Origin of the sequence: Paramicrobacterium humi (genome assembly GCF_900105715.1) — a bacterium.
Classification (GTDB): domain Bacteria; phylum Actinomycetota; class Actinomycetes; order Actinomycetales; family Microbacteriaceae; genus Paramicrobacterium; species Paramicrobacterium humi.
This window is the reverse complement of sequence record NZ_FNRY01000001.1, coordinates 3,008,773-3,028,506: the sequence shown is the minus strand read 5'-3', so window position 1 is coordinate 3,028,506 and position 19,734 is coordinate 3,008,773. Positions and strand designations below refer to the sequence as shown.

21 protein-coding genes are annotated in these 19,734 nt (G+C 67.2%); 12 read left to right on the top strand and 9 right to left on the bottom strand.

From position 1 onward, the window contains the following. The first annotated feature begins 68 nt into the window (after positions 1-68). The 7 genes from dhaK to BLV49_RS14970 all read left to right on the top strand — a co-directional run bounded on the left by dhaK (position 69) and on the right by BLV49_RS14970 (position 4,355). Entirely contained in the window at positions 69-1,070 is a 1,002-nt protein-coding gene (gene dhaK, locus BLV49_RS15000; protein WP_091186417.1) for a dihydroxyacetone kinase subunit DhaK, read from the top strand. A gap of 27 nt (positions 1,071-1,097) precedes the next feature. Continuing rightward, entirely contained in the window at positions 1,098-1,730 is a 633-nt protein-coding gene (gene dhaL, locus BLV49_RS14995) for a dihydroxyacetone kinase subunit DhaL (protein WP_091186413.1), read from the top strand. Next, a complete protein-coding gene (gene dhaM / locus BLV49_RS14990; RefSeq protein WP_091186410.1) occupies positions 1,727-2,428 on the top strand; it encodes a dihydroxyacetone kinase phosphoryl donor subunit DhaM in 702 nt (233 codons plus the stop codon). The genes dhaL and dhaM overlap by 4 nt, the downstream gene beginning before the upstream one ends. A 14-nt stretch (positions 2,429-2,442) precedes the next feature. Beyond that, the gene (locus BLV49_RS14985; protein ID WP_176980865.1) at positions 2,443-2,883 is read left to right on the top strand and encodes an SRPBCC family protein; all 441 of its coding nucleotides are present in this window, start codon (positions 2,443-2,445) and stop codon (positions 2,881-2,883) included. 33 nt (positions 2,884-2,916) lie between these two features. Further along, positions 2,917-3,243, top strand: a complete 327-nt coding sequence (locus BLV49_RS14980; protein WP_091186403.1) for a hypothetical protein — start codon at positions 2,917-2,919, stop codon at positions 3,241-3,243. A gap of 258 nt (positions 3,244-3,501) precedes the next feature. Continuing rightward, positions 3,502-3,870 carry an NUDIX domain-containing protein gene (locus BLV49_RS14975; RefSeq protein ID WP_245723676.1) on the top strand — a complete coding sequence of 123 codons (369 nt, stop codon included), beginning with the start codon at positions 3,502-3,504 and terminating at the stop codon, positions 3,868-3,870. A gap of 50 nt (positions 3,871-3,920) precedes the next feature. Next, entirely contained in the window at positions 3,921-4,355 is a 435-nt protein-coding gene (locus BLV49_RS14970; protein WP_143034069.1) for a hypothetical protein, read from the top strand. Positions 4,356-4,759: 404 nt separating this feature from the next. Here the strand turns inward: BLV49_RS14970 and BLV49_RS14965 are convergent, their stop codons facing one another. From BLV49_RS14965 to BLV49_RS14950, 4 genes are read right to left on the bottom strand one after another with little or no spacing between them, the layout of a single operon-like run. Next, the gene (locus BLV49_RS14965) at positions 4,760-7,147 is read right to left on the bottom strand and encodes an ATP-binding cassette domain-containing protein (RefSeq protein ID WP_176980864.1); all 2,388 of its coding nucleotides are present in this window, start codon (positions 7,145-7,147) and stop codon (positions 4,760-4,762) included. Between the two features lie 37 nt (positions 7,148-7,184). Further along, a complete protein-coding gene (locus BLV49_RS14960; protein WP_091186391.1) occupies positions 7,185-7,802 on the bottom strand; it encodes a VOC family protein in 618 nt (205 codons plus the stop codon). Further along, complete coding sequence (locus tag BLV49_RS14955; RefSeq protein ID WP_176980863.1) at positions 7,799-8,209, bottom strand: VOC family protein; 411 nt, start codon at positions 8,207-8,209, stop codon at positions 7,799-7,801. Before BLV49_RS14955 ends, BLV49_RS14960 begins: the two co-directional genes overlap by 4 nt. A 10-nt stretch (positions 8,210-8,219) precedes the next feature. Continuing rightward, positions 8,220-8,663: a helix-turn-helix transcriptional regulator gene (locus BLV49_RS14950; protein WP_091187415.1), complete on the bottom strand. Its 444-nt coding sequence runs from the start codon at positions 8,661-8,663 to the stop codon at positions 8,220-8,222. An 81-nt stretch (positions 8,664-8,744) separates the two neighbouring features. Between BLV49_RS14950 and BLV49_RS14945 the strand changes: the two genes are divergently transcribed. Further along, the gene (locus BLV49_RS14945; protein ID WP_218132637.1) at positions 8,745-9,371 is read left to right on the top strand and encodes an HdeD family acid-resistance protein; all 627 of its coding nucleotides are present in this window, start codon (positions 8,745-8,747) and stop codon (positions 9,369-9,371) included. Between the two features lie 20 nt (positions 9,372-9,391). Here the strand turns inward: BLV49_RS14945 and BLV49_RS14940 are convergent, their stop codons facing one another. Together BLV49_RS14940 and BLV49_RS14935 are read right to left on the bottom strand one after the other, a co-directional pair. After that, positions 9,392-11,386 (bottom strand): S9 family peptidase, encoded by a 1,995-nt coding sequence (locus BLV49_RS14940; protein WP_091186384.1) that lies wholly within the window; start codon positions 11,384-11,386, stop codon positions 9,392-9,394. Between the two features lie 27 nt (positions 11,387-11,413). Then, positions 11,414-12,181 carry an SDR family oxidoreductase gene (locus tag BLV49_RS14935; RefSeq protein WP_091186382.1) on the bottom strand — a complete coding sequence of 256 codons (768 nt, stop codon included), beginning with the start codon at positions 12,179-12,181 and terminating at the stop codon, positions 11,414-11,416. 126 nt (positions 12,182-12,307) lie between these two features. Here BLV49_RS14935 and BLV49_RS14930 point away from each other — a divergent pair, with 126 nt between their 5' ends. The 4 genes from BLV49_RS14930 (at position 12,308) to BLV49_RS14915 (ending at position 14,969) form a co-directional block, all read left to right on the top strand. Beyond that, positions 12,308-12,778 carry an NfeD family protein gene (locus tag BLV49_RS14930; RefSeq protein ID WP_091186379.1) on the top strand — a complete coding sequence of 157 codons (471 nt, stop codon included), beginning with the start codon at positions 12,308-12,310 and terminating at the stop codon, positions 12,776-12,778. Next, entirely contained in the window at positions 12,775-13,782 is a 1,008-nt protein-coding gene (locus BLV49_RS14925; protein ID WP_091186375.1) for an SPFH domain-containing protein, read from the top strand. Before BLV49_RS14930 ends, BLV49_RS14925 begins: the two co-directional genes overlap by 4 nt. Next, complete coding sequence (locus BLV49_RS14920; RefSeq protein ID WP_091186372.1) at positions 13,779-14,513, top strand: glycerophosphodiester phosphodiesterase family protein; 735 nt, start codon at positions 13,779-13,781, stop codon at positions 14,511-14,513. The genes BLV49_RS14925 and BLV49_RS14920 overlap by 4 nt, the downstream gene beginning before the upstream one ends. 93 nt (positions 14,514-14,606) lie before the next feature. Further along, on the top strand, positions 14,607-14,969 hold the full coding sequence (locus tag BLV49_RS14915; protein WP_091186368.1) for an RNA polymerase-binding protein RbpA: 363 nt from the start codon (positions 14,607-14,609) through the stop codon (positions 14,967-14,969). Positions 14,970-14,976: 7 nt separating this feature from the next. Here the strand turns inward: BLV49_RS14915 and lnt are convergent, their stop codons facing one another. From lnt to tatC, 3 genes are read right to left on the bottom strand one after another with little or no spacing between them, the layout of a single operon-like run. Beyond that, the gene (gene lnt, locus BLV49_RS14910; RefSeq protein WP_245723675.1) at positions 14,977-16,521 is read right to left on the bottom strand and encodes an apolipoprotein N-acyltransferase; all 1,545 of its coding nucleotides are present in this window, start codon (positions 16,519-16,521) and stop codon (positions 14,977-14,979) included. 31 nt (positions 16,522-16,552) lie between these two features. Further along, complete coding sequence (locus BLV49_RS14905) at positions 16,553-18,970, bottom strand: DEAD/DEAH box helicase (RefSeq protein WP_091186364.1); 2,418 nt, start codon at positions 18,968-18,970, stop codon at positions 16,553-16,555. Beyond that, complete coding sequence (gene tatC, locus BLV49_RS14900; RefSeq protein ID WP_091187407.1) at positions 18,967-19,713, bottom strand: twin-arginine translocase subunit TatC; 747 nt, start codon at positions 19,711-19,713, stop codon at positions 18,967-18,969. Before tatC ends, BLV49_RS14905 begins: the two co-directional genes overlap by 4 nt. Positions 19,714-19,734 lie beyond the last annotated feature (21 nt).

Here is a 19,734-nt window from a genome sequence, read left to right as displayed (position 1 = left end):
GCTCGGGGGTAGGTTGTGAGTGCGGGCCCCCTAATCCCGCGTGATTTCCGTGTTGGAGGAGAGTTCCGATGAAGAAGCTCATCAATGACCCGAAAGACGTAGTCTCGCAGTCTGTCGAAGGTTTCGTCGCGGCGCACGGCGACATCGTGCGCGCCGAGTTCGATCCCACCTTCGTTGTGCGCACCGATGCTCCCGTCAGCGGCAAGGTCGGCATCATCAGCGGCGGCGGCAGCGGCCACGAGCCGCTGCACTCCGGCTTCGTCGGTGCCGGCATGCTCGACGCGGCCGTTCCGGGCGCCGTGTTCACATCGCCAACGCCTGACCCGATCCTCGCGGCGACGAAGGCGGTGGACTCGGGGGCGGGTGTGCTGCACATCGTGAAGAACTACACGGGTGACGTGCTCAACTTCGAGACGGCCGCCGATCTGGCGGAGGCCGACGGAGTCACGGTGCGCTCCGTCGTCATCAACGATGACGTCGCCGTGCAGGACTCGCTGTACACCGCCGGCCGCCGCGGTGTCGCGGGCACCGTCCTCGTGGAGAAGATCGCGGGGGCGGCCGCGGATCGCGGCGACGACCTTGACAGCGTCGCCGGCATCGCCGAGAAGGTGAACGCGAGCGTCCGCTCGATGGGCGTCGCGCTCACGCCGTGCGTCGTTCCTCACGCGGGAGAGCCGAGCTTCGATCTCGGGGACGACGAGATCGAGATCGGCATCGGCATCCACGGTGAGCCGGGTCGCGAGAAGATCCCCATGGAGAGCGCGGACGCGATCGTCGACCGGCTGCTCACTCCCATCCTCGACGATCTGCCCTTCTCGTCGGGCGACAACGTGCTGCTGTTCGTGAACGGCATGGGCGGCACGCCGCAGATCGAGCTCTACATCGTGTACCGGCACGCGGCCAAAGTGCTCGCCGACCGCGGCATCACGGTCGCCCGCAGCCTCGTCGGCAACTACACGACCTCCCTCGAGATGCAGGGCGCGTCGATCTCCGTGCTCAAGCTCGACGACGAGCTGACGCAGCTGTGGGACGCGCCCGTTCAGACCGCCGCCTTGCGCTGGGGACGTTGACCGAACCACTCGATCAAAGGAGAAGCTATGGCAGTGGATGCCGCATGGGCCGCCGCGTGGGTGCGAGCGAGCGCCGAGGTCATCGCTGAGAATCGTGTCGCCCTGTCCCATCTCGATCGCGACATCGGCGACGGCGATCACGGCGAGAACATGGACAGGGGCTTCCAGGCGGTGCTGCCGAAGCTCGACGGTCTCGCCGAGGATGCCGCTCCGTCCGATGTGCTCAAGCTGGTCGCCACGACCCTCATCTCGACGGTGGGCGGTGCGGCCGGTCCGCTCTACGGCACCGCGTACCTCAAGGCCGCCGGCGCCGTCAACGGGAAGGCAGAGCTGGAACCCGCCGACGTCGTTGCGCTGCTCGAAGCGGCCCGTGACGGCATCGTTTTGCGCGGCAAGGCCGAACCGGGTGACAAGACGATGATCGACGCCTGGACACCCGCGGTCGAGGCGGCATCCGCAGCGAACGAGGACGGGAAGGATGCCGCGGCCGTGCTCGCCGCGGCGGCCGACGCGGCCGAGGCAGGGGCGGAGGCGACGGAGCCTCTCGTCGCCCGGAAGGGTCGCGCGAGCTACCTGGGGGAGCGGTCAGCAGGACACCGCGATCCGGGCGCGCAGTCGACCGCGCTCCTGCTGCGCGCGGCGGCGAAGAGCGCGGCATGAGCGTCGGACTCGTCATCGTCTCCCACAGCAGCAAGATCGCCGAGGGGACGGTCGAGCTTGCCCGGCAGATGGCGCCCGACGTCGCCCTCGTCGCCGCTGGCGGCACGGATGAGGACGGCATCGGGACGAGCTTCGAGAAGGTCAGCGCGGCGCTTGCCGAAGCCGACAGCGGAGACGGTGTGGTCGTGCTGTGCGATCTCGGCTCCGCCGTGCTCACGACCGAGACGGCACTTGACTTCCTCGACGACGACGCCCGTTCTCGGGTGATTCTCGCCGAGGCGCCCATCGTGGAGGGCGCCGTGGCGGCTGCTGTCGCCGCCGCGACCGGAGGCGATGTCACCGGGGTGGCAGAGGCGGCCTCGCATGCGGGCGGCGCCAACCCGGCCGCGGCGGACACCGCGTCGCCGCCGTCCGACGAAGCGGCAGGGCAAGCGGCATCCGATTCGGAGTCGCGCACCATCCGGCTCATCAATCGAGACGGACTGCATGCGCGGCCCGCCGCCGAGTTCGTGAAGAAGGCGAGCGGTTACGACGCTCGGGTCAACGTCAACGGCGTCGACGCGAAGAGCCTGCTCGGCATCATGTCCCTCGGGCTCGTGCAGGGCGCCGATGTGACGCTCACGGCCGACGGGCCCGAGGCGAGAAAGGCCGTCTCGGAGCTGAGCGAACTGATCGAGTCCGGGTTCGGAGAGAGCTGACGCGGGAGGGCACCTTGTTGGAGAAGGCAGACACCGGGCCGTTCGAGGGCATCATCCGCATCGTCATGCGGCCCCGCGCCGACGTGTGGCGGCTATGGACCGAGCCGGCGTACATCGAGAAGTGGTTCTGGGACCCCGCGTGGAACGCCCGAGCGACGTTTCGTGCAGTGGAGGGGGAGCGCTGGCGGATCGTGTCCGACCACGCGTCGGTCGGCGGCCAGATCACGGGCGTGAGCGCGGGGGAGCGCCTGTCGTTCACGATGCGGTGGACCGGCGACGACCACACCCACTCGGTCGACGTTCGATTCGTCGACGATGCCGCGGGCGGCACGATCGTGGAGATCAGCGAGTCAGCGTTCGTGTCGGCCAAGGAACAGGCCGACCACGTGCGCGGCTGGAACGACGGTCTCAACCGGCTCGCCGCGATCAGCATCGATTCACTACCACAGCCATAGCCTTCTTGTCAAAACGCGCCTACAATAGGGGGCATGGTCCCGACAGAGAAGACCCACGAAGGCGACAACGCATTCGGTCGCTTCTTCATCTGGGTTGATGACAAGTTGACTCCCATCATCGGTTCCGCGAACGTGGGCCCGTATGACGAGTCTGCTCGTGCCGTCAAGGCAACGGACGAATGCCCTGTGTGTCGGCATGCGATGAGCGAGCACACGATCGACCACTCAACACCGAACGCGGTACTGCACTGCCCGGCCGAGGCCGAAGCGATCGAGGCGGACGTCGCTCCGCTCAACGAGCTTGGCATGCCGACCGACGCAGCCCGCCGCCGCGCAGGGCGTCACGCTGGTCGCGTCTGATCCGCAACCCACCTGCGGGCCAGGCGCAGCCTCCGGCGTGCGGCAGACTGGGGGCGTGATCCTCCCTCGTACTCCCGCCCGCGCTCCGATGCTTGCCGGTCGGCTCCGCGACTGGCATCCGCTCTCGAGTGCCCAGGCGACGCTTCGCGACGACTACCTCGATTTGCTGGAGACGCTGGGGAGAGGGCCCTCGAACGAGACGCGGGCCCGGAGCACCTCACGGCGAGCTGCTTCATCTTCACTCCGGATCTCACGCGCGTGCTGCTGTGCTTCCACAAGAAGGGTCGATTCTGGGTGCAGCTCGGCGGCCACATCGAAGTGCATGACGAGAGCATCCCGGATGCCGCCATGCGGGAAGCCGAGGAGGAATCGGGACTGGGCGGCCTGCGCCTTCTGCGGCCGGCTCCCGTCGACCTCAACCGGCACGAACTCGCGTCGACGTTCGGGCGCTGCCGGCGCCATTGGGATCTCGGCTACGCCGCTGTCGCGTCGGCGGCCACGGCTCCGATCGTGAGCGACGAGAGCGAGGATGTCGCCTGGTGGCCGGTTGACGGGCTGCCCGAGCAGATTCCGTGGGACTTTCCTCAGCGCATCGCCTACGTACTCGAAGAACTGCGATCGCGCTAGCCCTGAAAGTGCGCTTGACCGGGGCTTGAGATGCTACTAGCTTTCGAATCATGGCCAGCGATGTCGGTGGTTTGCGAAGGCGCGGCGTTCTGCAGCGTCGAGTCAGCGGCGGTCGGTTGCGGGAATCGTTCCGGTTCGCCGAGCTCGCAGCCCTGACGGTCGGGTTCGCCGGACTCGTGATGCCCGTGATCGGGTGGCTGATCGGCCTCGCGCTCGTCTTCGCCTCGCCGCGATGGTATCGCTGGGAGAAGTTCGTCGCCCTTGTCGTTCCCGGGGGACTCGCGACCCTCGTGGCTATCGCCGTGGCTGCGCTCACGCGGCTCCAGACGAATCACCCCGAGTTCGTACGCGACGCGCTGCCGTCGCCGTACGACGTTGCCTGGGTCGGCATCACGATGGTTCTCGTGATCGGCGCGTGCGTCGGCTTGTGGCTGTTCCATCGCATCGATGATGCATACCGGATGCCGCCGGGGAGCGGGGCATAGCTGGACGGGGTCACGAGCCGCGTGGAAGGCCGTCCGTGCTTGTTGACATAATGTACATTATCGGCATACGCCATCGGCCGGGTCGGGGTCGCCGCGCTTCGCGCGATGCTGCCTGATCCGCGTCGGGTGGGCCGTCGTGAGCTGTGCGTCAATGACGCGCCTCCATCGTGCCGTCATCGCGCTCAGATTGTTTCGACACAGCGTTGCGCATTGATCTCGTCGACGGTTCAAGCTGAGGTGAAAACGGAGGTCCTGGATTCCGTCGGCAACGCGGCGCCTCGCACGTCAGCTGGCGCTGAGCGACTGTGCGCGGCCAGGCGCCCGTTCGTCGCGCGCCTGCAGGTCTCCTCTGCGGTGACCTTGCGGCATCCCCCGGTACTTGACATAACGTGTAGCCGCTCGTTCTACGCGCCGACGTAGGCCGCGAGGTGTTTTCCGGTCAGCGTATCGGCGGAGGCGACCAACTCGGCGGGCGTGCCCTCGAAGACGATGCGGCCGCCGTCGTGGCCGGCGCCCGGCCCGATGTCGATGATCCAGTCCGCGTGCGCCATGACCGCCTGGTGATGCTCGATCACGATCACCGACTTGCCCGCGTCCACGAGGCGATCCAGAAGCCCGAGCAGCTGCTCGACATCGGCGAGATGCAGTCCCGTCGTCGGCTCGTCCAGAACGTAGACGTCCCCCTTCTCCCCCATGCGTGCCGCGAGCTTCAGGCGTTGACGCTCACCACCGGAGAGCGTCGTGAGCGGCTGGCCGAGCGTGAGGTAGCCGAGGCCGACATCAGCGAGCCGGGTGAGGATCTTGTGAGCGGCGGGCAGCTTGCTCTCTCCCGCGGCGAAGAACTCGGCGGCATCCGTCACCGACATCTCGAGAACCTCGGCGATGTTGCGACCAGCGAACGTGAACTCGAGAACAGCCGATTGGAACCGCTTCCCGTCGCACTCTTCGCACGTTGTCGACACGCTCGCCATCATCCCGAGATCGGTGTAGACGACGCCCGCACCGTTGCACACCGGGCAGGCACCCTCGGAATTCGCGCTGAACAGGGCCGGCTTGACCCCATTCGCCTTCGCGAATGCCTTCCGGATCGGCTCGAGGAGCCCGGTGTAGGTGGCGGGGTTGCTCCGACGCGAACCGCGGATCGGCGTCTGGTCGACCGTCACGACCCCCTCAAGCGGTGTGACAGATCCGTGAACGAGGGAGCTCTTGCCGGACCCGGCGACGCCCGTGATGACGCAGAGGACCCCGAGCGGGATGTCGACATCGACGTTCTGCAGGTTGTGCTCGTTCGCGTCACGCACCTCGATCGCACTCGACCGCGCGCGCACAGTGTCCTTGAGTGAGACACGATCATCCAGGTGGCGCCCGGTAACGGTGTCGCTCGCGCGCAACTCGCCGACCGTTCCCTCGAAGACGATCCCGCCTCCCGCGCTCCCCGCACCCGGACCGAGATCCACGACGTGGTCGGCAATCGTGATGGCCTCCGGTTTGTGCTCCACGACGAGGACAGTGTTCCCCTTGTCACGCAGCTGGAGGAGCAAGTCGTTCATCCGCTGGATATCGTGCGGGTGCAGACCGATCGTGGGCTCGTCGAAGACGTAGGTGACGTCCGTGAGCGAGGAGCCGAGATGACGGATCATCTTGACCCGCTGGGCCTCGCCGCCCGACAGGGTGCCGGCGGGACGATCCAGACTGAGATAGCCCAAGCCGATCTCCACGAAGGCATCGAGCGTCTCCCCCAGCGACGTGAGGAGCGGCGCGACCGAGGGGTCGCTCAGTTCCCGCACCCACCGGGCGAGGTCGTTGATCTGCATCGCATTCACGTCCGCGATGCTCGTCCCCTTGATCTTCGACGAGCGAGCCGTCTCGTTGAGCCGTGTCCCGTCGCACTCGGGGCATGTCGTGAAGGTGATTGCCCGATCGACGAAGGCGCGGATGTGCGGCTGCATCGCATCCCGATCCTTTGCAAGCATCGACTTCTGGATCTTCGGGATGAGTCCTTCATACGTGACGTTGATGCCCTCGACCTTGATGCGGGTCGGCTCCTTGCGCAGAAGATCGTCGAGTTCCGCGTCGGTGAAGTCGCGGATGGGCTTGTCGGCATCGAAGAAGCCGCTCCCCCGAAAGATGCGCCCGTACCAGCCGTCCATGCTGTAGCCGGGAATCGTGAGCGCTCCGTCATTGAGGGACTTGCTGTCGTCGTAGAGAGCCGTGAGGTCGAAGTCGGATATCGCTCCTCTCCCCTCGCAGCGAGGGCACATGCCGCCCGTGACGCTGAAGTCGCGCCGCTCTTTGACCGTCTTGCCGTCGCGCTCGAACGTGACGGCGCCTGCGCCGCTGATCGAGGCGACGTTGAAGGAGAACGCCTGCGGCGAGCCGATGTGCGGCTCCCCGAGGCGGCTGAAGAGAATTCGGAGCATCGCGCCCGTGTCGGTGGCCGTTCCGACCGTCGAACGCGGATCGGAACCCATGCGCTCCTGGTCGATGAGGATCGCCGTTGTCAGTCCCTCGAGGACGTCCACATCGGGACGCGCGAGGTTCGGCATGAAGCCTTGCACGAAGGCGCTGTAGGTCTCGTTGATCATGCGCTGAGACTCGGCTGCGATGGTGTCGAAGACGAGCGAGCTCTTGCCCGAGCCCGACACTCCCGTGAATACCGTCAGCCGGCGCTTCGGGATGTCCACGCTGACGTTCTTCAGATTGTTCTCCCGTGCGCCGTGCACGCGAATGAGATCGTGCCGGTCGGCGGCGTGGCGTTCGTGCGTCGTCTCGGGCGCCGTCTCAATGCTCATCGGATCTCCGTCCAGGTTCCTCATTCAATCGTCGTGGTCAAGCGGTCGCCGCGGCGGATTCCCACTGGAAGCCGTCAGGGTCCGCCGCTGCCGCGGCATCCCCCACGATAGTCAGTCGGTGGGAACCGGTGCCGTCGTCCGGGACGCCTGCCGATTTGGCGAGGGAACGACGACGATACAGGCCGAGGTTGATCCGCCCGCTCGGGGCGAACTCGACGTAGCCGTTGCCGAAGCCCTTCACGACGGTGAATCCTCGATCGACATAGAACTCCTTGCTGGCCTTGACGTCCGTGGCGCCGAGGAGAAGCACGACGTGCTCGATGGAGCGGCTCGCGGGCTCCGCGTTCTTCTTGGCGGACGTCGCGATGTTCCAGATCGCGCCGTCCGGAGCGGAGATGAGGCCGCCATAGCCCCACAGGCTCTTCGCGACCGGCTTGAGCGTCGTACCCCCGGCAGCGAGCGCCGCATCCACGAGCGCGTCGACGTTGCTCGGCTGGGCGGCGATGAGCGACAGAGTGAACCCCCGGAATCCGCTCGTGGCCTCGTCAGAGGCGCGAACGCCGACGCGATCGCCCAGGTCGAACGCGTTCGCGTAGAAGCGTTCCGCCGCTTCGGGGTCCGGCGTGCCAAGGATGACGGAGGAGATCGAGCTCATCGCACCTCCTTGATGCGGATCTGGTTGCCGGCAGGGTCCCGAAAGGCGCAGTCGCGCGCACCGTACGGCTGCTGCATCGGCTCTTGGATCACCTCGGCGTCTGTCGACTGGACCTTCTCGAAGACGCCGTCGAGGTCTGAGGAGGCCAGCAGGATCCAGCCGTACGTTCCTTTCGCCATCATCTCTTCGATCGTGCGTCGCTCCTCGGCAGTGACGCCGGGATCCGCCGCCGGCGGAGCGAAAAGGATCGACGTCTGCGGCTGATCGACCGGGCCGACTTCGATCCAGCGCATGGAGCCCTGCCCGACGTCATTGCGCACTTCGAAGCCGAGAGCGTCGCGGTAGAAAGCGAGCGAAGCTTCCGGGTCCGTGTGAGGAAGCACCGCCGTGTGGATTGTGATGTTCATGGCGGTCAGCCTATGCGCCCCGCACCGCTCGCACTTCTTGATTCCTGATCGGTCTTGCGATCTGCTTAGCGATGCACGCAGGCATGCCGACCGTCGGGTGTGCGCCGTGCCGCTGGTAGACGCTCGGCGGGACGCCCACGAGCTCGCTGAATCGCGTGCTGAACGTTCCAAGGGACGAGAAACCGACGGTGAAGCACACTTCAGTCACGCTGAGATCGCCCCGATTGAGCAGAGCCATTGCCCGCTCGATGCGCCGTGTCATGAGATAGGAGTACGGCGACTCCCCATACGCGAGCCGGAACTGGCGGCTCAGGTGGCCGGCGGACATGTGCACATCCCGCGCGAGCTCCTCGACGTTGAGCGGAGCCGGATAGTCCCGATCGATCCGATCGCGCACGCGGCGAAGCAGGGCCAAGTCACGCAGCCGCTGCGGAGAGGAGGGCGTATCGCTCACATCGGAGATAGTGCCACCGGGCCGCCGACATGTCCACTCGGCGCGGTCAGCGCGATCCGAATGCGTGCACTCGAGGCGAGAATGCGCCAGAGTAAGATCACGAGCTTCAAGGAGGACAGCATGGCCATCAGCGGCTCTCGATTTCTCATCGACCACTCGGTACTGACCAAGCGGCAGCTCTCGGGGCTGCGGGCCGCCCTCATCATCGGCGGCCTCGCTGCTGTCCTGCTTGGCATCCTCATCTGGTCGTGGCCGAACGCCACGCTCCTGCTCGTCGGATGGGCGTTCGGAGTGTTCTTCATCATCAGCGGGATCGTGCGAGCGGTCATCGGCCTGAGCGCCCGCTGGACGTCTGCGGGGAGCAAGACCCTCACGGTTGTGCTCTCGGTGCTGCTGGTCATCGCGGGCATCGTCGTGCTCGCCAACCCGGGCTTCGGCATCGTCGTGCTGGCGACTCTGGTCGGAATCGTCTGGATCCTCGAGGGGATCGCGGCACTCACCTCGATTCCGGACGGATCGCTCAAGTGGCTCGCCGTCATCTACGGCGTGCTGAGCATCCTCGGCGGCATCCTCGTTGTCCTCGCGCCGGTCGCCGCTGCCGGTCTCATGCTGATCTTCGCCGCGAGTCTTCTCATCGTCGCCGGCATCATGCAGACGCTTGAGGGAATCGTCTTCGGCCGCGGCCAGGACCGGCCCACCGTCGTCTGAGCGGTGAGCCGGCCCTGCCATCACGCGTTGTTCTCAGGCGTGGGCAGGTACTGAGCCCACCAGTCGAGGATCACCTCGAAGCGCTGCACGCGGTGCCGCGGCCGCCCGGACCGGCTGAGCTCATGGTTCTCCCCCGGGAAGACCGTGAGCTGCGCGTCGACGCCGTTTCTCACGAGCGCGGCGTAGTAGCGCTCCGCCTGACCCAGCGGGCACCGGTAGTCCTGCTCCGAGTGAAGCACGAGCGTCGGCGTCGCGACGCCGGCCACGTGCGCTTGCGGGCTTTGCGACGCGACGAGCTCCGGGTCGGTGCCGCAGTACTCGTCGCCGAAGAAGTCTCCGATGTCGCTGGTTCCGACGAACGCGTCGGGGTCAAGGAACCCGCGCTCGACGATCGCGGCGGCGAAACGGTGCTCGTTCGTGGTGATCCACGCCGTGAGGTAGCCGCCGTAGGAGCCGCCCATGATGCCGACGCGATCGGCGTCGAACCGGCTCTCCGCGGCGAGCACGCCGTCGAGGAAGTCCAGAACATCGGCTTCGTCGACGGTGCCCATCGCCTGACGGATCGCCCTGCCGTGCTGCTGTCCGTAGCCTGCGGATCCGCGCGGGTTGCACATCACGACGCCGTAGCCGGCCGCGACGAGAACTTGCGCCTCGTCGAAGAACGCGGCGGGGTAGGCGGCGAAGGGACCGCCGTGGATCATCAGCACGACCGGCACGCGTTCCGCCGACTCCGGTACGAGACTCCACCCGTGCACCGGGTAGCCGTCGCGTCCCGCGATCACGTGCTCGCGTGGCGCGACGACGCCGACACGGCGAAGCGCGGCGCCGAAGTCGGTGATCTGCCGCCAGATGCCGCGGGACACGATAGCGACGTCGCCGGCCGTGTACGGGTCGGTGTAGCTGACGACCGTGACTCCATCGGCGGATGCCGCTCCTGTGACGCTGCTCTCCCCCTGCGTGAGGGTGCGCAGCGCGCCGCCGCGGTGGACCTCGACGAGCTGGACCGTGCCGCGAGTGCGGTTCTGCACCAGAACGCCGCCGTCGGCGCAGGCCACGATGTCGCTTCCCGGCTCCCCCAGATCGACGGTCTCCGCGTCCGTCATCACGCGTGCGGACCCGTCGTCGACGACGTAGAGCGAGACGTTGCGGGCGACGAAATCGCGGCCGCTCTCCCCCACCTCCTGCGCGAGCAGGAAGAGCGTGCCGTCGTCGGCGAACCGGGCCTTCGCGATCGACAGGGTGTGTGGCCAGCCGAGGACGGCCGTCAGGTCGCCGCCGTCCACCGGGACAGTCCAGACATTGGATCGCAAGTCATCATCGCGTTCGGGATGCCGGGCGGCGAGCACCGCGATCGCGGACCCATCCGGAGTGAACTGCGGGTTCGAGTAGTCGGCATCGTCGAACGTGAGTTGGCGCGCCGGCGCGACGGGCGCGTCGGACGCGGGCGCCTCGCCGGAGGCATCCGGCACAGGCTCGATGTGCGGCTCCGCCGTGACGTCGGGACTGTCGACGACGAAGAGCTGGCTGCGCCGATCGCGGAAGTAGCCGAGCCCGTTCTGGCGGTAGCGCAGCGACGTGAACGTGCGCGGGTCCTCCGCGCCCGCATCACGACCCTCGACGGTGCCGTAGCGGCCCTGCTCCGGCACTCGGGCGACGAAGGCGAGGCGGGTAGCGTCCGCCGACCACGCGAACTCGGAGACCCCGAGGGCCGCATCCGTGACTGCGACCGGCTCCCCTCCCCCGGCCGACACGACGTGCAGCTGTGCGGGCTTACCCGGCGCGGCGCGCAGGAAGGCCAGCAGCTGTCCGTCGGGCGCGAACTGAGGATTCGTGTCGCGGAACCCACGCGTCAATCGCTCCGGCCCCGCGCCGTCGAGCGGCACACTCCACAGCTGGCCGACGACGGCGTCCGCGGCGAGACTCGGCCGGGTCACGGAGACGACGGCGCGGCCGCCCTGCGGATCCAGCGCCGGAGCGGAGACGGAGAGGATGGATTCGAGGTCTGAAGCTTTCACACGCCCATTCAACCACCGGGCGGGGCGTCAGCTCTCCGGGTCGAAGTCCGAAACGTCGCCGACGAGGCGCGTGTTGTCTGCGGGAACCGGCTCGACCGCCGCGAGGGCGACCTCCGCGGCGAACTCGGCGACGTTGTAGAGCTTGCCGGCCGCCTCCTTGCGGGCCGTGATGGCTCCCGGGTTCATCCGCTCCAGCAGGGTCGCGGTGATCGTGCCCTCGATCATGTCGCCCGAGACGACGACGAAGCCAACGCCCTTCTCGGCAAGGGAAGGAATGTATTCCCGGAGCGCGTCCTCGCCGGCGCGCTTCGACTTCGCGACGGGCTCGTACTCGGGCATCGTTGACGTCGTACGGATGAAATGCGCCTGGTGGCTCGTCACGAACACGACGCGTGCTCCGTCGCCGAGCAGCGGCAGCGCCGCGGTCAGCACGCCCACCTGGGCATCGCGGTTGAGCGTCATCGCGTAGTCCTCGGCCATGCCGGACTCCATGCCGCCTGAGGCGTTGAGGACGAGGATGTCGAGGCCGCCGAACTCGCGCTCGATCTCGTCGAACATGGCTGACACGGATGCCGGATCAGTCAGGTCGGCGCCGACGGTGATGGCGGTGCCGCCCGCCTCCCGGATCACTGTCGCGAGCTTCGCCGCGCGCGCCTCCTTGTTGCGGAAGTTGATGACGACCTTCGCGCCGGCGTCCGCGAAGTATCGGACGGTGTCTGCGCCGACGCCGCGACTCGAGCCGGTGACGAGAACGCGCTTGCCGTCGAGAGAGCCGGGCTGGAGGGGGTTGGACACAAGAAACTCCTCGGGGATCGGAACGCGGACACGCCGCACATACCCCACGAGACTACCAACACGGGCATTCGCCCGACTGCTAGATTCGAAGCAGGCACCCGAGCCTGCCGAGGAAGGGCCCCGACGATGGAGTGGATCACCCACTACGGCTGGATCATCTGGCTTGTGCTGATCCTCGCCTTCATCACGATCGAGATGCTCTCGCTTGAGTTCACGTTCCTGATGATCGCGATCGGCAGCCTCATCGGGATGCTCTCGGGCTTCGTCGGCGCTCCCTGGTGGTTGCAGCTGCTTATCGCGGCAGCGGCATCCGTTCTCCTCCTGCTGCTCGTGCGGCCGCCCCTCCTGCGCGCCCTGCACAAAGGAGAAGACCCGACGAAGAGCAACATCGCCGCCCTCATCGGCATGGGCGGTCGAGTGGTGAGCACCGTCGACGCCGTCGGCGGGCAAGTGAAGCTCGCGAACGGCGAGACCTGGACCGCGCGGATCGCGGAGGGCTCCCTCGTGCCGAGCGTCGCGCCGGGCACGCCCGTGACCGTACTCTCGATCCACGGGGCGACCGCGCTCGTGGCACCGACTGAAGGAGACCCCTCATGATCGAAGCGATCTCGCTCGGATCGGTGATCGGCTGGATCATCGCGATCATCGTCATTATCTTCGTGCTCGTCGCGCTGTTCCGCGCGATCCGCATCATTCCGCAGTCCACGGCGGGCATCGTCGAGCGGCTGGGCCGGTACCACAAGACGCTGCAGCCCGGACTGAACATCCTCGTGCCGTTCATCGACCGGCTGCGGCCGCTCCTTGACATGCGCGAGCAGGTCGTGTCTTTCCCGCCGCAGCCGGTGATCACCGAGGACAACCTCGTCGTCTCGATCGACACTGTCGTGTACTTCCAGGTCACCGACGCGCGCGCCGCCACCTACGAGATCGCCAACTACCTCGGCGCTGTCGAACAGCTCACGACGACGACGCTGCGAAACGTGGTCGGAGGGCTCAACCTTGAAGAGGCTCTCACGAGCCGTGACAACATCAACGGGCAGCTGCGCGTCGTCCTCGACGAGGCGACAGGCAAGTGGGGCATCCGGGTGAGCCGGGTCGAGCTCAAGGCCATCGACCCGCCCGTGTCCATTCAGGACTCGATGGAGAAGCAGATGCGCGCGGAGCGTGACCGTCGCGCGGCGATCCTCACGGCCGAGGGCACCAAGCAGTCGGCGATCCTCGAGGCGGAGGGCGCACGGCAGTCGGCGATCCTCAAGGCCGAAGGTGACGCGAAGGCCGCGGTTCTGCGCGCCCAGGGCGAGGCCGAGGCGATCCTCACGGTGTTCTCCTCGATCCACGAGGGCGACCCGGACAGCAAGCTTCTCGCCTACCAGTACCTGCAGATGCTGCCGAAGCTCGCGGACGGCCCCGCCAGCAAGCTGTGGATCATCCCCTCCGAGCTCACCGAGGCGCTCAAGGGCATCGGCGGCGCGTTCACGCCCGGCAAGCCGGACCCGTTCGGTCCTTCTGCTCCGAAGAATCCGGCATCGGAATCGCCATCGTCCGTCGTGCCGCCGCGCGGCGCTCACGGCTACGGCGTCGGCACGTCCTCGGAGTCATGACAGAGCCGTTCCTGCCTCCGCGCGATCGGGTCCGCATCTTCGCCCACCGCGGCCTGGCGACGCACGCTCGCGAGAACACGCTGCCTGCGTTCCGGGCGGCGCTCGACGCCGGCGCTGACTACCTCGAGACCGACGTCCACGCGACGCTCGACGGCGCGTGCGTCATCAACCACGACCCCGCGTTGGTCGTCGCGGGGCTGACGCGTCGAATCGCCGAGTCGACACTCGACGAGCTGTCGAGCGGCGAGCGGATGCCGCTTCTCGAAGACGCGCTGCGAGAGTTCCCGGATGCGAAGTTCAACATCGACGTGAAGGCCTTCGCCGCAGTCGAGCCCGCCGTCGCAGCCATTCGAGCCGCCGGCGCATCCCATCGCGTCCTCGTCACGTCGTTTGACGAGTCGACCCGCGCCGCCGTGACGGCCCAACTCCCCGCCGCCGCCACGAGCGCCTCCTCCAAGCTCGTTATCGCCGCGCTGCCGTGGCTCTACCTCGGCCTTCCCACGCTCGTGCGCGCGGCCCTTCGCGGCGTCGACGCCGTACAGCTGCCCGAGCGTCGGGGGCCGCTCCGGCTCATCTCCCGGCGCACGGTCCGCACCTTCCACCGCGCCGGCGTCGAAGTGCACGTCTGGACCGTGAACGACGAGCGTGACATGCGCCGCCTCGTCGCTCTCGGGGTCGACGGGCTCGTCACCGACCGCTGCGATCTCGCCGCCCGGATCTTCGCGAGCTGACGCTCCCTACGGCCGGCCGCGACCCGTGCTGGAAGGATTTGCCCAGCTTGTTGGTTTATACATGGTGAGAGCGTGCGAGAAGGAGACCACACAATGGCAGATCGCAGTTTGCGCGGAATGCGCCTCGGCGCCCAGAGCTTGCAGAGCGAAGAGGGCGTCGTATTTTCTGAACGGGTCCAGCGGACGTACCAGTGCACCGTCTGCAAGAAGGAGACCACCCTCACCTTCGCGGCCGACGCCGAAGCGCCGGACACCTGGGAGTGCAAGGCGTGCGGGGCTGAAGCCTTGCTGCTCGTCGGCACCGAGACGGTGACCGTCGACCACTCGGATGCGAAGCATCCGCGTTCCCACTGGGACATGCTGCTTGAGCGGCGTTCACGGGAAGAGCTCGAGGTTCTGCTCCAGGAGCGGCTCGACTACTTGCGTGCTCGCCGAGGGCAGCAGAAGAGCGCCTGACTCTTCTCTACCGGTTTCGTGGCCGCCTGGCGAATACGCCGGCGGCCACGAGCGTTCCGAGACCCAGCAGCGCGATGAACAGTTCGATCTGCCCGCCAAGAAGCACGGCAGGGGTGGTTCCGCGCATAAGCGGCATCGCCTGCACCATGTGCCCCGGCCGGTAGGCGGGGATCTCCTGCAGCGTCGAGCCGTCCGGCGCGATCATCTGGCTCTGTCCCACGCTGGAGATGTTGACGAGAGCCCGCCCCGTCTCGATGGCGCGGAGCCGGGCGTTCGCGAGCTGCTGCTCGTTCTCGTCCGTGCGGCCGAAGTCGGCGTTGTTCGTCTGCGCGAGGATGATCTGCGCACCGCGGTCGATCGTGTCGCGCACAAGCGCGTCATCGACGATGTCGAAGCAGATCGAGATCCCGACGATGCGCCCGTTCACGTCCATGACCGAATCGCGGGTGCCGGGCTGGTAGTCGCGTTGAATCAGCCCGATCAGATCAGGGGCGAGCGGTTCCCAGAAAGACCGGTCCGGCACATACTCTCCGAACGGAACCGGGTGCACTTTGTCGTAGTAGTCGGCGACTCCGCCGTTCTGCCACAGGAGCGACGTGTTGTAGTACAGCTTGTGCCGCTCCGTGATCGTCCCGGTGATGATCGGTGCGCCGCCGAGCGCCTGGCTCAGGAGGCTCAGCGCCACCGCGGCCGAGCTGTTGCGGGTGGGATCGAGATCCGTGCCGTTCTCCGGCCACACCATCATGTCGATCGGCGTGCCGATGACGGGAGCGGATGCTGTGAGCTGCGCCTTGAGGAGATCGCCGGGTTCCCGCGAGTCGAAGTAGCCTGCCTTTCCGTTGCCCTGCACCGCCGCGATCGTCGTTGTGCCCACTTGCTGCGTCGGCCACATCGGAACCGCGAGCACCGCCGTGATCAGCACGGCGGGAAGCATGAAGGACCAGGGGCGCACAGCGCCGGGTTCCCGCAGCAGCTGCACGAGGACCGCGGCGATCAGGACGATGACGAAGCTCAGCCCCGACAGCCCCAGCCATGACGCGAGCGCCGCGAAGGGAGACTCGGACTGGCTGAGCGCCGCTCTCCCCCATGCGAAGCCGCCGTATGGCCAGACGTTCGCGACAGCCTCCCGTGCCGTCCACAGGGCGGCGGCGACGGCGGGAACACCGACGAGGCGCGCCGCGGGTGAACTCCACACGCGCGGCATCCAGCGATAGGCGAGCGTGATGAGCAGCGCGCCCGCGGCGAAGAACAACGACTCGACGACGGAGAGCGCGAGCCACGGCACCGGCCCGAGGTACAGCGTCGCCCAGAAGATGTGGGTGAGGTAGAACGAGAGGCCCCCGACGAAGCCGACGAGGAGTGACGTGCCCGCGCGGCGGCCGATGAACGTCACGAGGAGCATGCCGATGCCGACGAAAGCGAGGGGCCACACGTTCTTGTCGGGGAACCCCGCGTCGTAGACGGGACCGGCGGCCGCAGCCACGATGAGCGCCGGAACGAGCGGAATCACGGGCCGGGTCACGGGAGGAGCGAGAAGCGCGGGCTGTGGCACGATTCCCAGCCTATGGCCCTCATCCTGTGAATCAGATCGTGCTGTAGGCGACGATTCCGCGTCGCACCGACTCGAGAGCGGAGCGGGCTTTGACAGCGAGCTCAGGGGACGCGACGCCCGAGATCTGATCGAGAAGATCTATCGTCTGCCGGCACCAGCGCACGAAGTCGCCGGCCGCCATGTCAGCTTCGATGAGGACGCGATCCAGTGAGGCGCCGCGCGCCCACATGTGCATCGCCGGTGCGAGCCCGGTGGACGGGGGCTCGGAGCGCGTGAGCCGGTGCTCCTCCTCGACCGCGTCGAGATCCGCCCAGATCTGGCGCGTCTCGCGCAGCGCGCGACGGAATGCGCCTCGCGGCAGGTACTGCTCGGCATACTCCGCGTCATCACGGCGCGGCTCGTACATGAGGCAGCAGACGATCGTGGCGAGGGCCGCCGGGTCAAGATTGTCCCAGATGCCGCTGCGCAGGCACTCGGCGACGAGAAGATCCCGTTCTCCGTAGACGCGGGCGAGCACCTCCCCTGCATCGGTCGGCTCGAGTCGCCCGTCATCCGTGGTCTGCAGGTAGTCGAGAGACACGAGCACATCCGTGACGCGATCGAAGACGGCCGCGACGGCGCCGGTTCGCGCGGCGATTCGGCGGTTGAGCTCGTCGGTCTTCCGGCGGAGCTTCCACCAGCGTTCCGCCCAGCGTGCGTGGTTCTCCCGATCGGGGCACCGGTGGCACGGGTGCGCCCGCAGCTGCTTCTGCAAGCTGGCGATACGGCGCTGCCGCTTCTCCCGCTGGGCGTGGGACATGCCGTGGACGGCCGCGCTCTTGCGCTCGAGGTCGGTCAGCTCGCGTCGCATGGCCGCGTATTCGCGGAAGTCGCCGCGATCGCACGTCATGGCCTCCTCGTAGCCCGCGAGGGATGCCTCCTGCTCGCGCACGGTTCGGGCGAGCTCGAGAACCGCGCGATCGGCCTGGAACTGGGCGAAGGAGGATTCCAGGACCTCCCGGGTCCTGGCGCGCCCGAACTGCGAGATCAAGTTCACGGCCATGTTGTAGGTGGGCCGGAAACTCGAGGTCAACGGGTAGCTGCGCTTGGAGGCGAGCGAAGCGACGTCCTGCGGGTGCAGGCTCTCATGCCACTGGATGACCGAATGCCCCTCCACATCGATGCCGCGCCGACCGGCTCGGCCGGTGAGTTGCGTGTACTCCCCGGGAGTGATGCGCACGCGAGCTTCGCCGTTGAACTTCTCGAGCTTCTCGAGCACGACGGTTCGCGCGGGCATGTTGATACCGAGCGCGAGCGTCTCTGTCGCGAAGACGAGCTTGAGAAGCTTGCGGCGGAACAGCTCCTCCACGACCTCCTTGAACACCGGCAGCATTCCGGCGTGGTGGGCGGCGATGCCGCGTTGCAGGCCCTCCAGCCAGGACCAGTAGCCGAGTACCCCGAGGTCTTCGTCGGGAAGGGTGCGACAGCGCTCCTCCGCGAACTCGCGGATCTGAGCCCTCTCCTCCTGATCGGTGAGGCGCAGTCCGGAGCGGAGGATCTGCTCCACGGCCTGATCGCAGCCCTTCCGGCTGAAGATGAAGAAGATCGCGGGAAGGAGCCGGTGCTCGTCGAGCAGCTCAACCATCGCGTCGCGGTTCATTCGAGGGATGCGCCGCGGGCTGCGCCGCTGGTTGTACCGGCTCACGTCACGGTATTGCTTGTTCGTCGGCGACCGCCCGCCGAACTGGGCTAGTCGAACCAGCTCCGGGTTCACGTCGGCGGTGTCGTCGTGCGATGTCGACGCGAACAGGTCGAGCAAGCGGCCGCGCATCAGCACGTGCTGCTCGAGGGGAACCGGCCGCTCTTCGGAGACGATGACTTCCGTGTCGCCCCTGACGGTCTGCAGCCACGCCCCGAACTCCTCCGCGTTCGAGACCGTCGCGCTCAGGGCGACGAGGCGAATGCCCTGCGGGAGATGAATGATCACCTCTTCCCACACGGCCCCGCGGAAGCGGTCCGCGAGGTAGTGCACCTCGTCGAGCACGACGAACGCGAGCCCGCCGAGCAGGTCCGAATCGGCGTAGAGCATGTTCCGCAGCACTTCCGTCGTCATCACGACGATGCGGGCTCGCGGGTTCACGTTTGTGTCGCCGGTGAGCAGGCCCACACTGTCGGCGCCGTACTGCTCGACGAGCTCCGTGTACTTCTGGTTGCTCAACGCCTTCATGGGCGCCGTGTAGAACACCTTCGCGTTCGCCTCTCGCATCGCGAGATGGATGGCGTACTCGGCGACGATCGTCTTGCCCGCGCCCGTCGGCGCCGCGACGAGCACGCTGCGGTCCGCGTCGAGAGCAGTGCAGGCGGCCAGCTGGAACGGATCGAGGTCGAAGCGCTGCGTGGCACGGAACGACCGCAGCGACGCCGACGCGTTCGTCGCGAAGCTGTACCGCTCGGAAGCGCTCGCCGTCACTGGCGGTACTCGGCGTCGATCGCGGCGGCTCGCTTATCCCGCCAGCGATCACGAAGGAACGCGACACCGTAGGCGGCGAAGTAGAGAACGATCATGGGCACTGCCAGCATGAACATCGAGATGACGTCAGCCGCCGGGGTGGCGATGGCGCAGAAGAGCATGATCACGAGGAGAGCGATGCGCCACCCCTTGATGATCGCCCTCGCCGAGAGCACCCCCACGAAGTTCAGCAGAACGAGGAACACGGGGAGCACGAACGCGATGCCGACGGCGAGAACGAGCTTCAGGATGAAGTCGTAGTAGTACCCGGCCTGGTAGAGGTTCGAAGCGTCGCCCGGGGTGAAGCCCGCCATGAGCTCCACGATGTGCGGCATGACGAACCAGCCGGCGGCGCAGCCGGCGAAGAACAGTGGAATCGCGCTCAACAGGAAGCCGAGAACGTAGGTGATCTCTGTGCGCTTGAGCCCCGGAACCAGATACGCCCAGATCTGATAGAGCCACACTGGCGCAGAGATGACGAGTCCCACCGTGAGCGCGACCTTCATGTGCAGGTCGAAGCCGCTTGTCACGGTGTCGAAGTTCAAGCTCGCGTTCTTCGACTCCGCGATCTCGCGAATCGGCGCCGACATCAGGTCGATGATGATGTTCGACAGCACGAATCCGGCGACCATGCCCACGACGATCGCGATCGCCGAGATGAACAGCCGTTTCCTCAGCTCGAGCAGATGCTCGGCCAGGCTCATGCGCCCCTCAGGGTCCTTCGC

Excerpts from the sequence above, each read along its gene's own strand:
- BLV49_RS14925 (WP_091186375.1), top strand. The coding sequence starts at position 12,775 with ATGATCGAAGCGATCTCGCTCGGATCGGTGATCGGCTGGATCATCGCG.
- BLV49_RS14920 (WP_091186372.1), top strand. The coding sequence starts at position 13,779 with ATGACAGAGCCGTTCCTGCCTCCGCGCGATCGGGTCCGCATCTTCGCC.
- BLV49_RS14970 (WP_143034069.1), top strand. The coding sequence starts at position 3,921 with ATGGCCAGCGATGTCGGTGGTTTGCGAAGGCGCGGCGTTCTGCAGCGT.
- BLV49_RS14965 (WP_176980864.1), bottom strand. The coding sequence starts at position 7,147 with ATGAGCATTGAGACGGCGCCCGAGACGACGCACGAACGCCACGCCGCC.
- dhaM (WP_091186410.1), top strand. The coding sequence starts at position 1,727 with ATGAGCGTCGGACTCGTCATCGTCTCCCACAGCAGCAAGATCGCCGAG.
- dhaK (WP_091186417.1), top strand. The coding sequence starts at position 69 with ATGAAGAAGCTCATCAATGACCCGAAAGACGTAGTCTCGCAGTCTGTC.
- BLV49_RS14930 (WP_091186379.1), top strand. The coding sequence starts at position 12,308 with ATGGAGTGGATCACCCACTACGGCTGGATCATCTGGCTTGTGCTGATC.
- BLV49_RS14980 (WP_091186403.1), top strand. The coding sequence starts at position 2,917 with ATGGTCCCGACAGAGAAGACCCACGAAGGCGACAACGCATTCGGTCGC.
- BLV49_RS14945 (WP_218132637.1), top strand. The coding sequence starts at position 8,745 with ATGCGCCAGAGTAAGATCACGAGCTTCAAGGAGGACAGCATGGCCATC.
- BLV49_RS14955 (WP_176980863.1), bottom strand. The coding sequence starts at position 8,209 with ATGAACATCACAATCCACACGGCGGTGCTTCCTCACACGGACCCGGAA.
- dhaL (WP_091186413.1), top strand. The coding sequence starts at position 1,098 with ATGGCAGTGGATGCCGCATGGGCCGCCGCGTGGGTGCGAGCGAGCGCC.
- tatC (WP_091187407.1), bottom strand. The coding sequence starts at position 19,713 with ATGAGCCTGGCCGAGCATCTGCTCGAGCTGAGGAAACGGCTGTTCATC.
- BLV49_RS14960 (WP_091186391.1), bottom strand. The coding sequence starts at position 7,802 with ATGAGCTCGATCTCCTCCGTCATCCTTGGCACGCCGGACCCCGAAGCG.
- BLV49_RS14915 (WP_091186368.1), top strand. The coding sequence starts at position 14,607 with ATGGCAGATCGCAGTTTGCGCGGAATGCGCCTCGGCGCCCAGAGCTTG.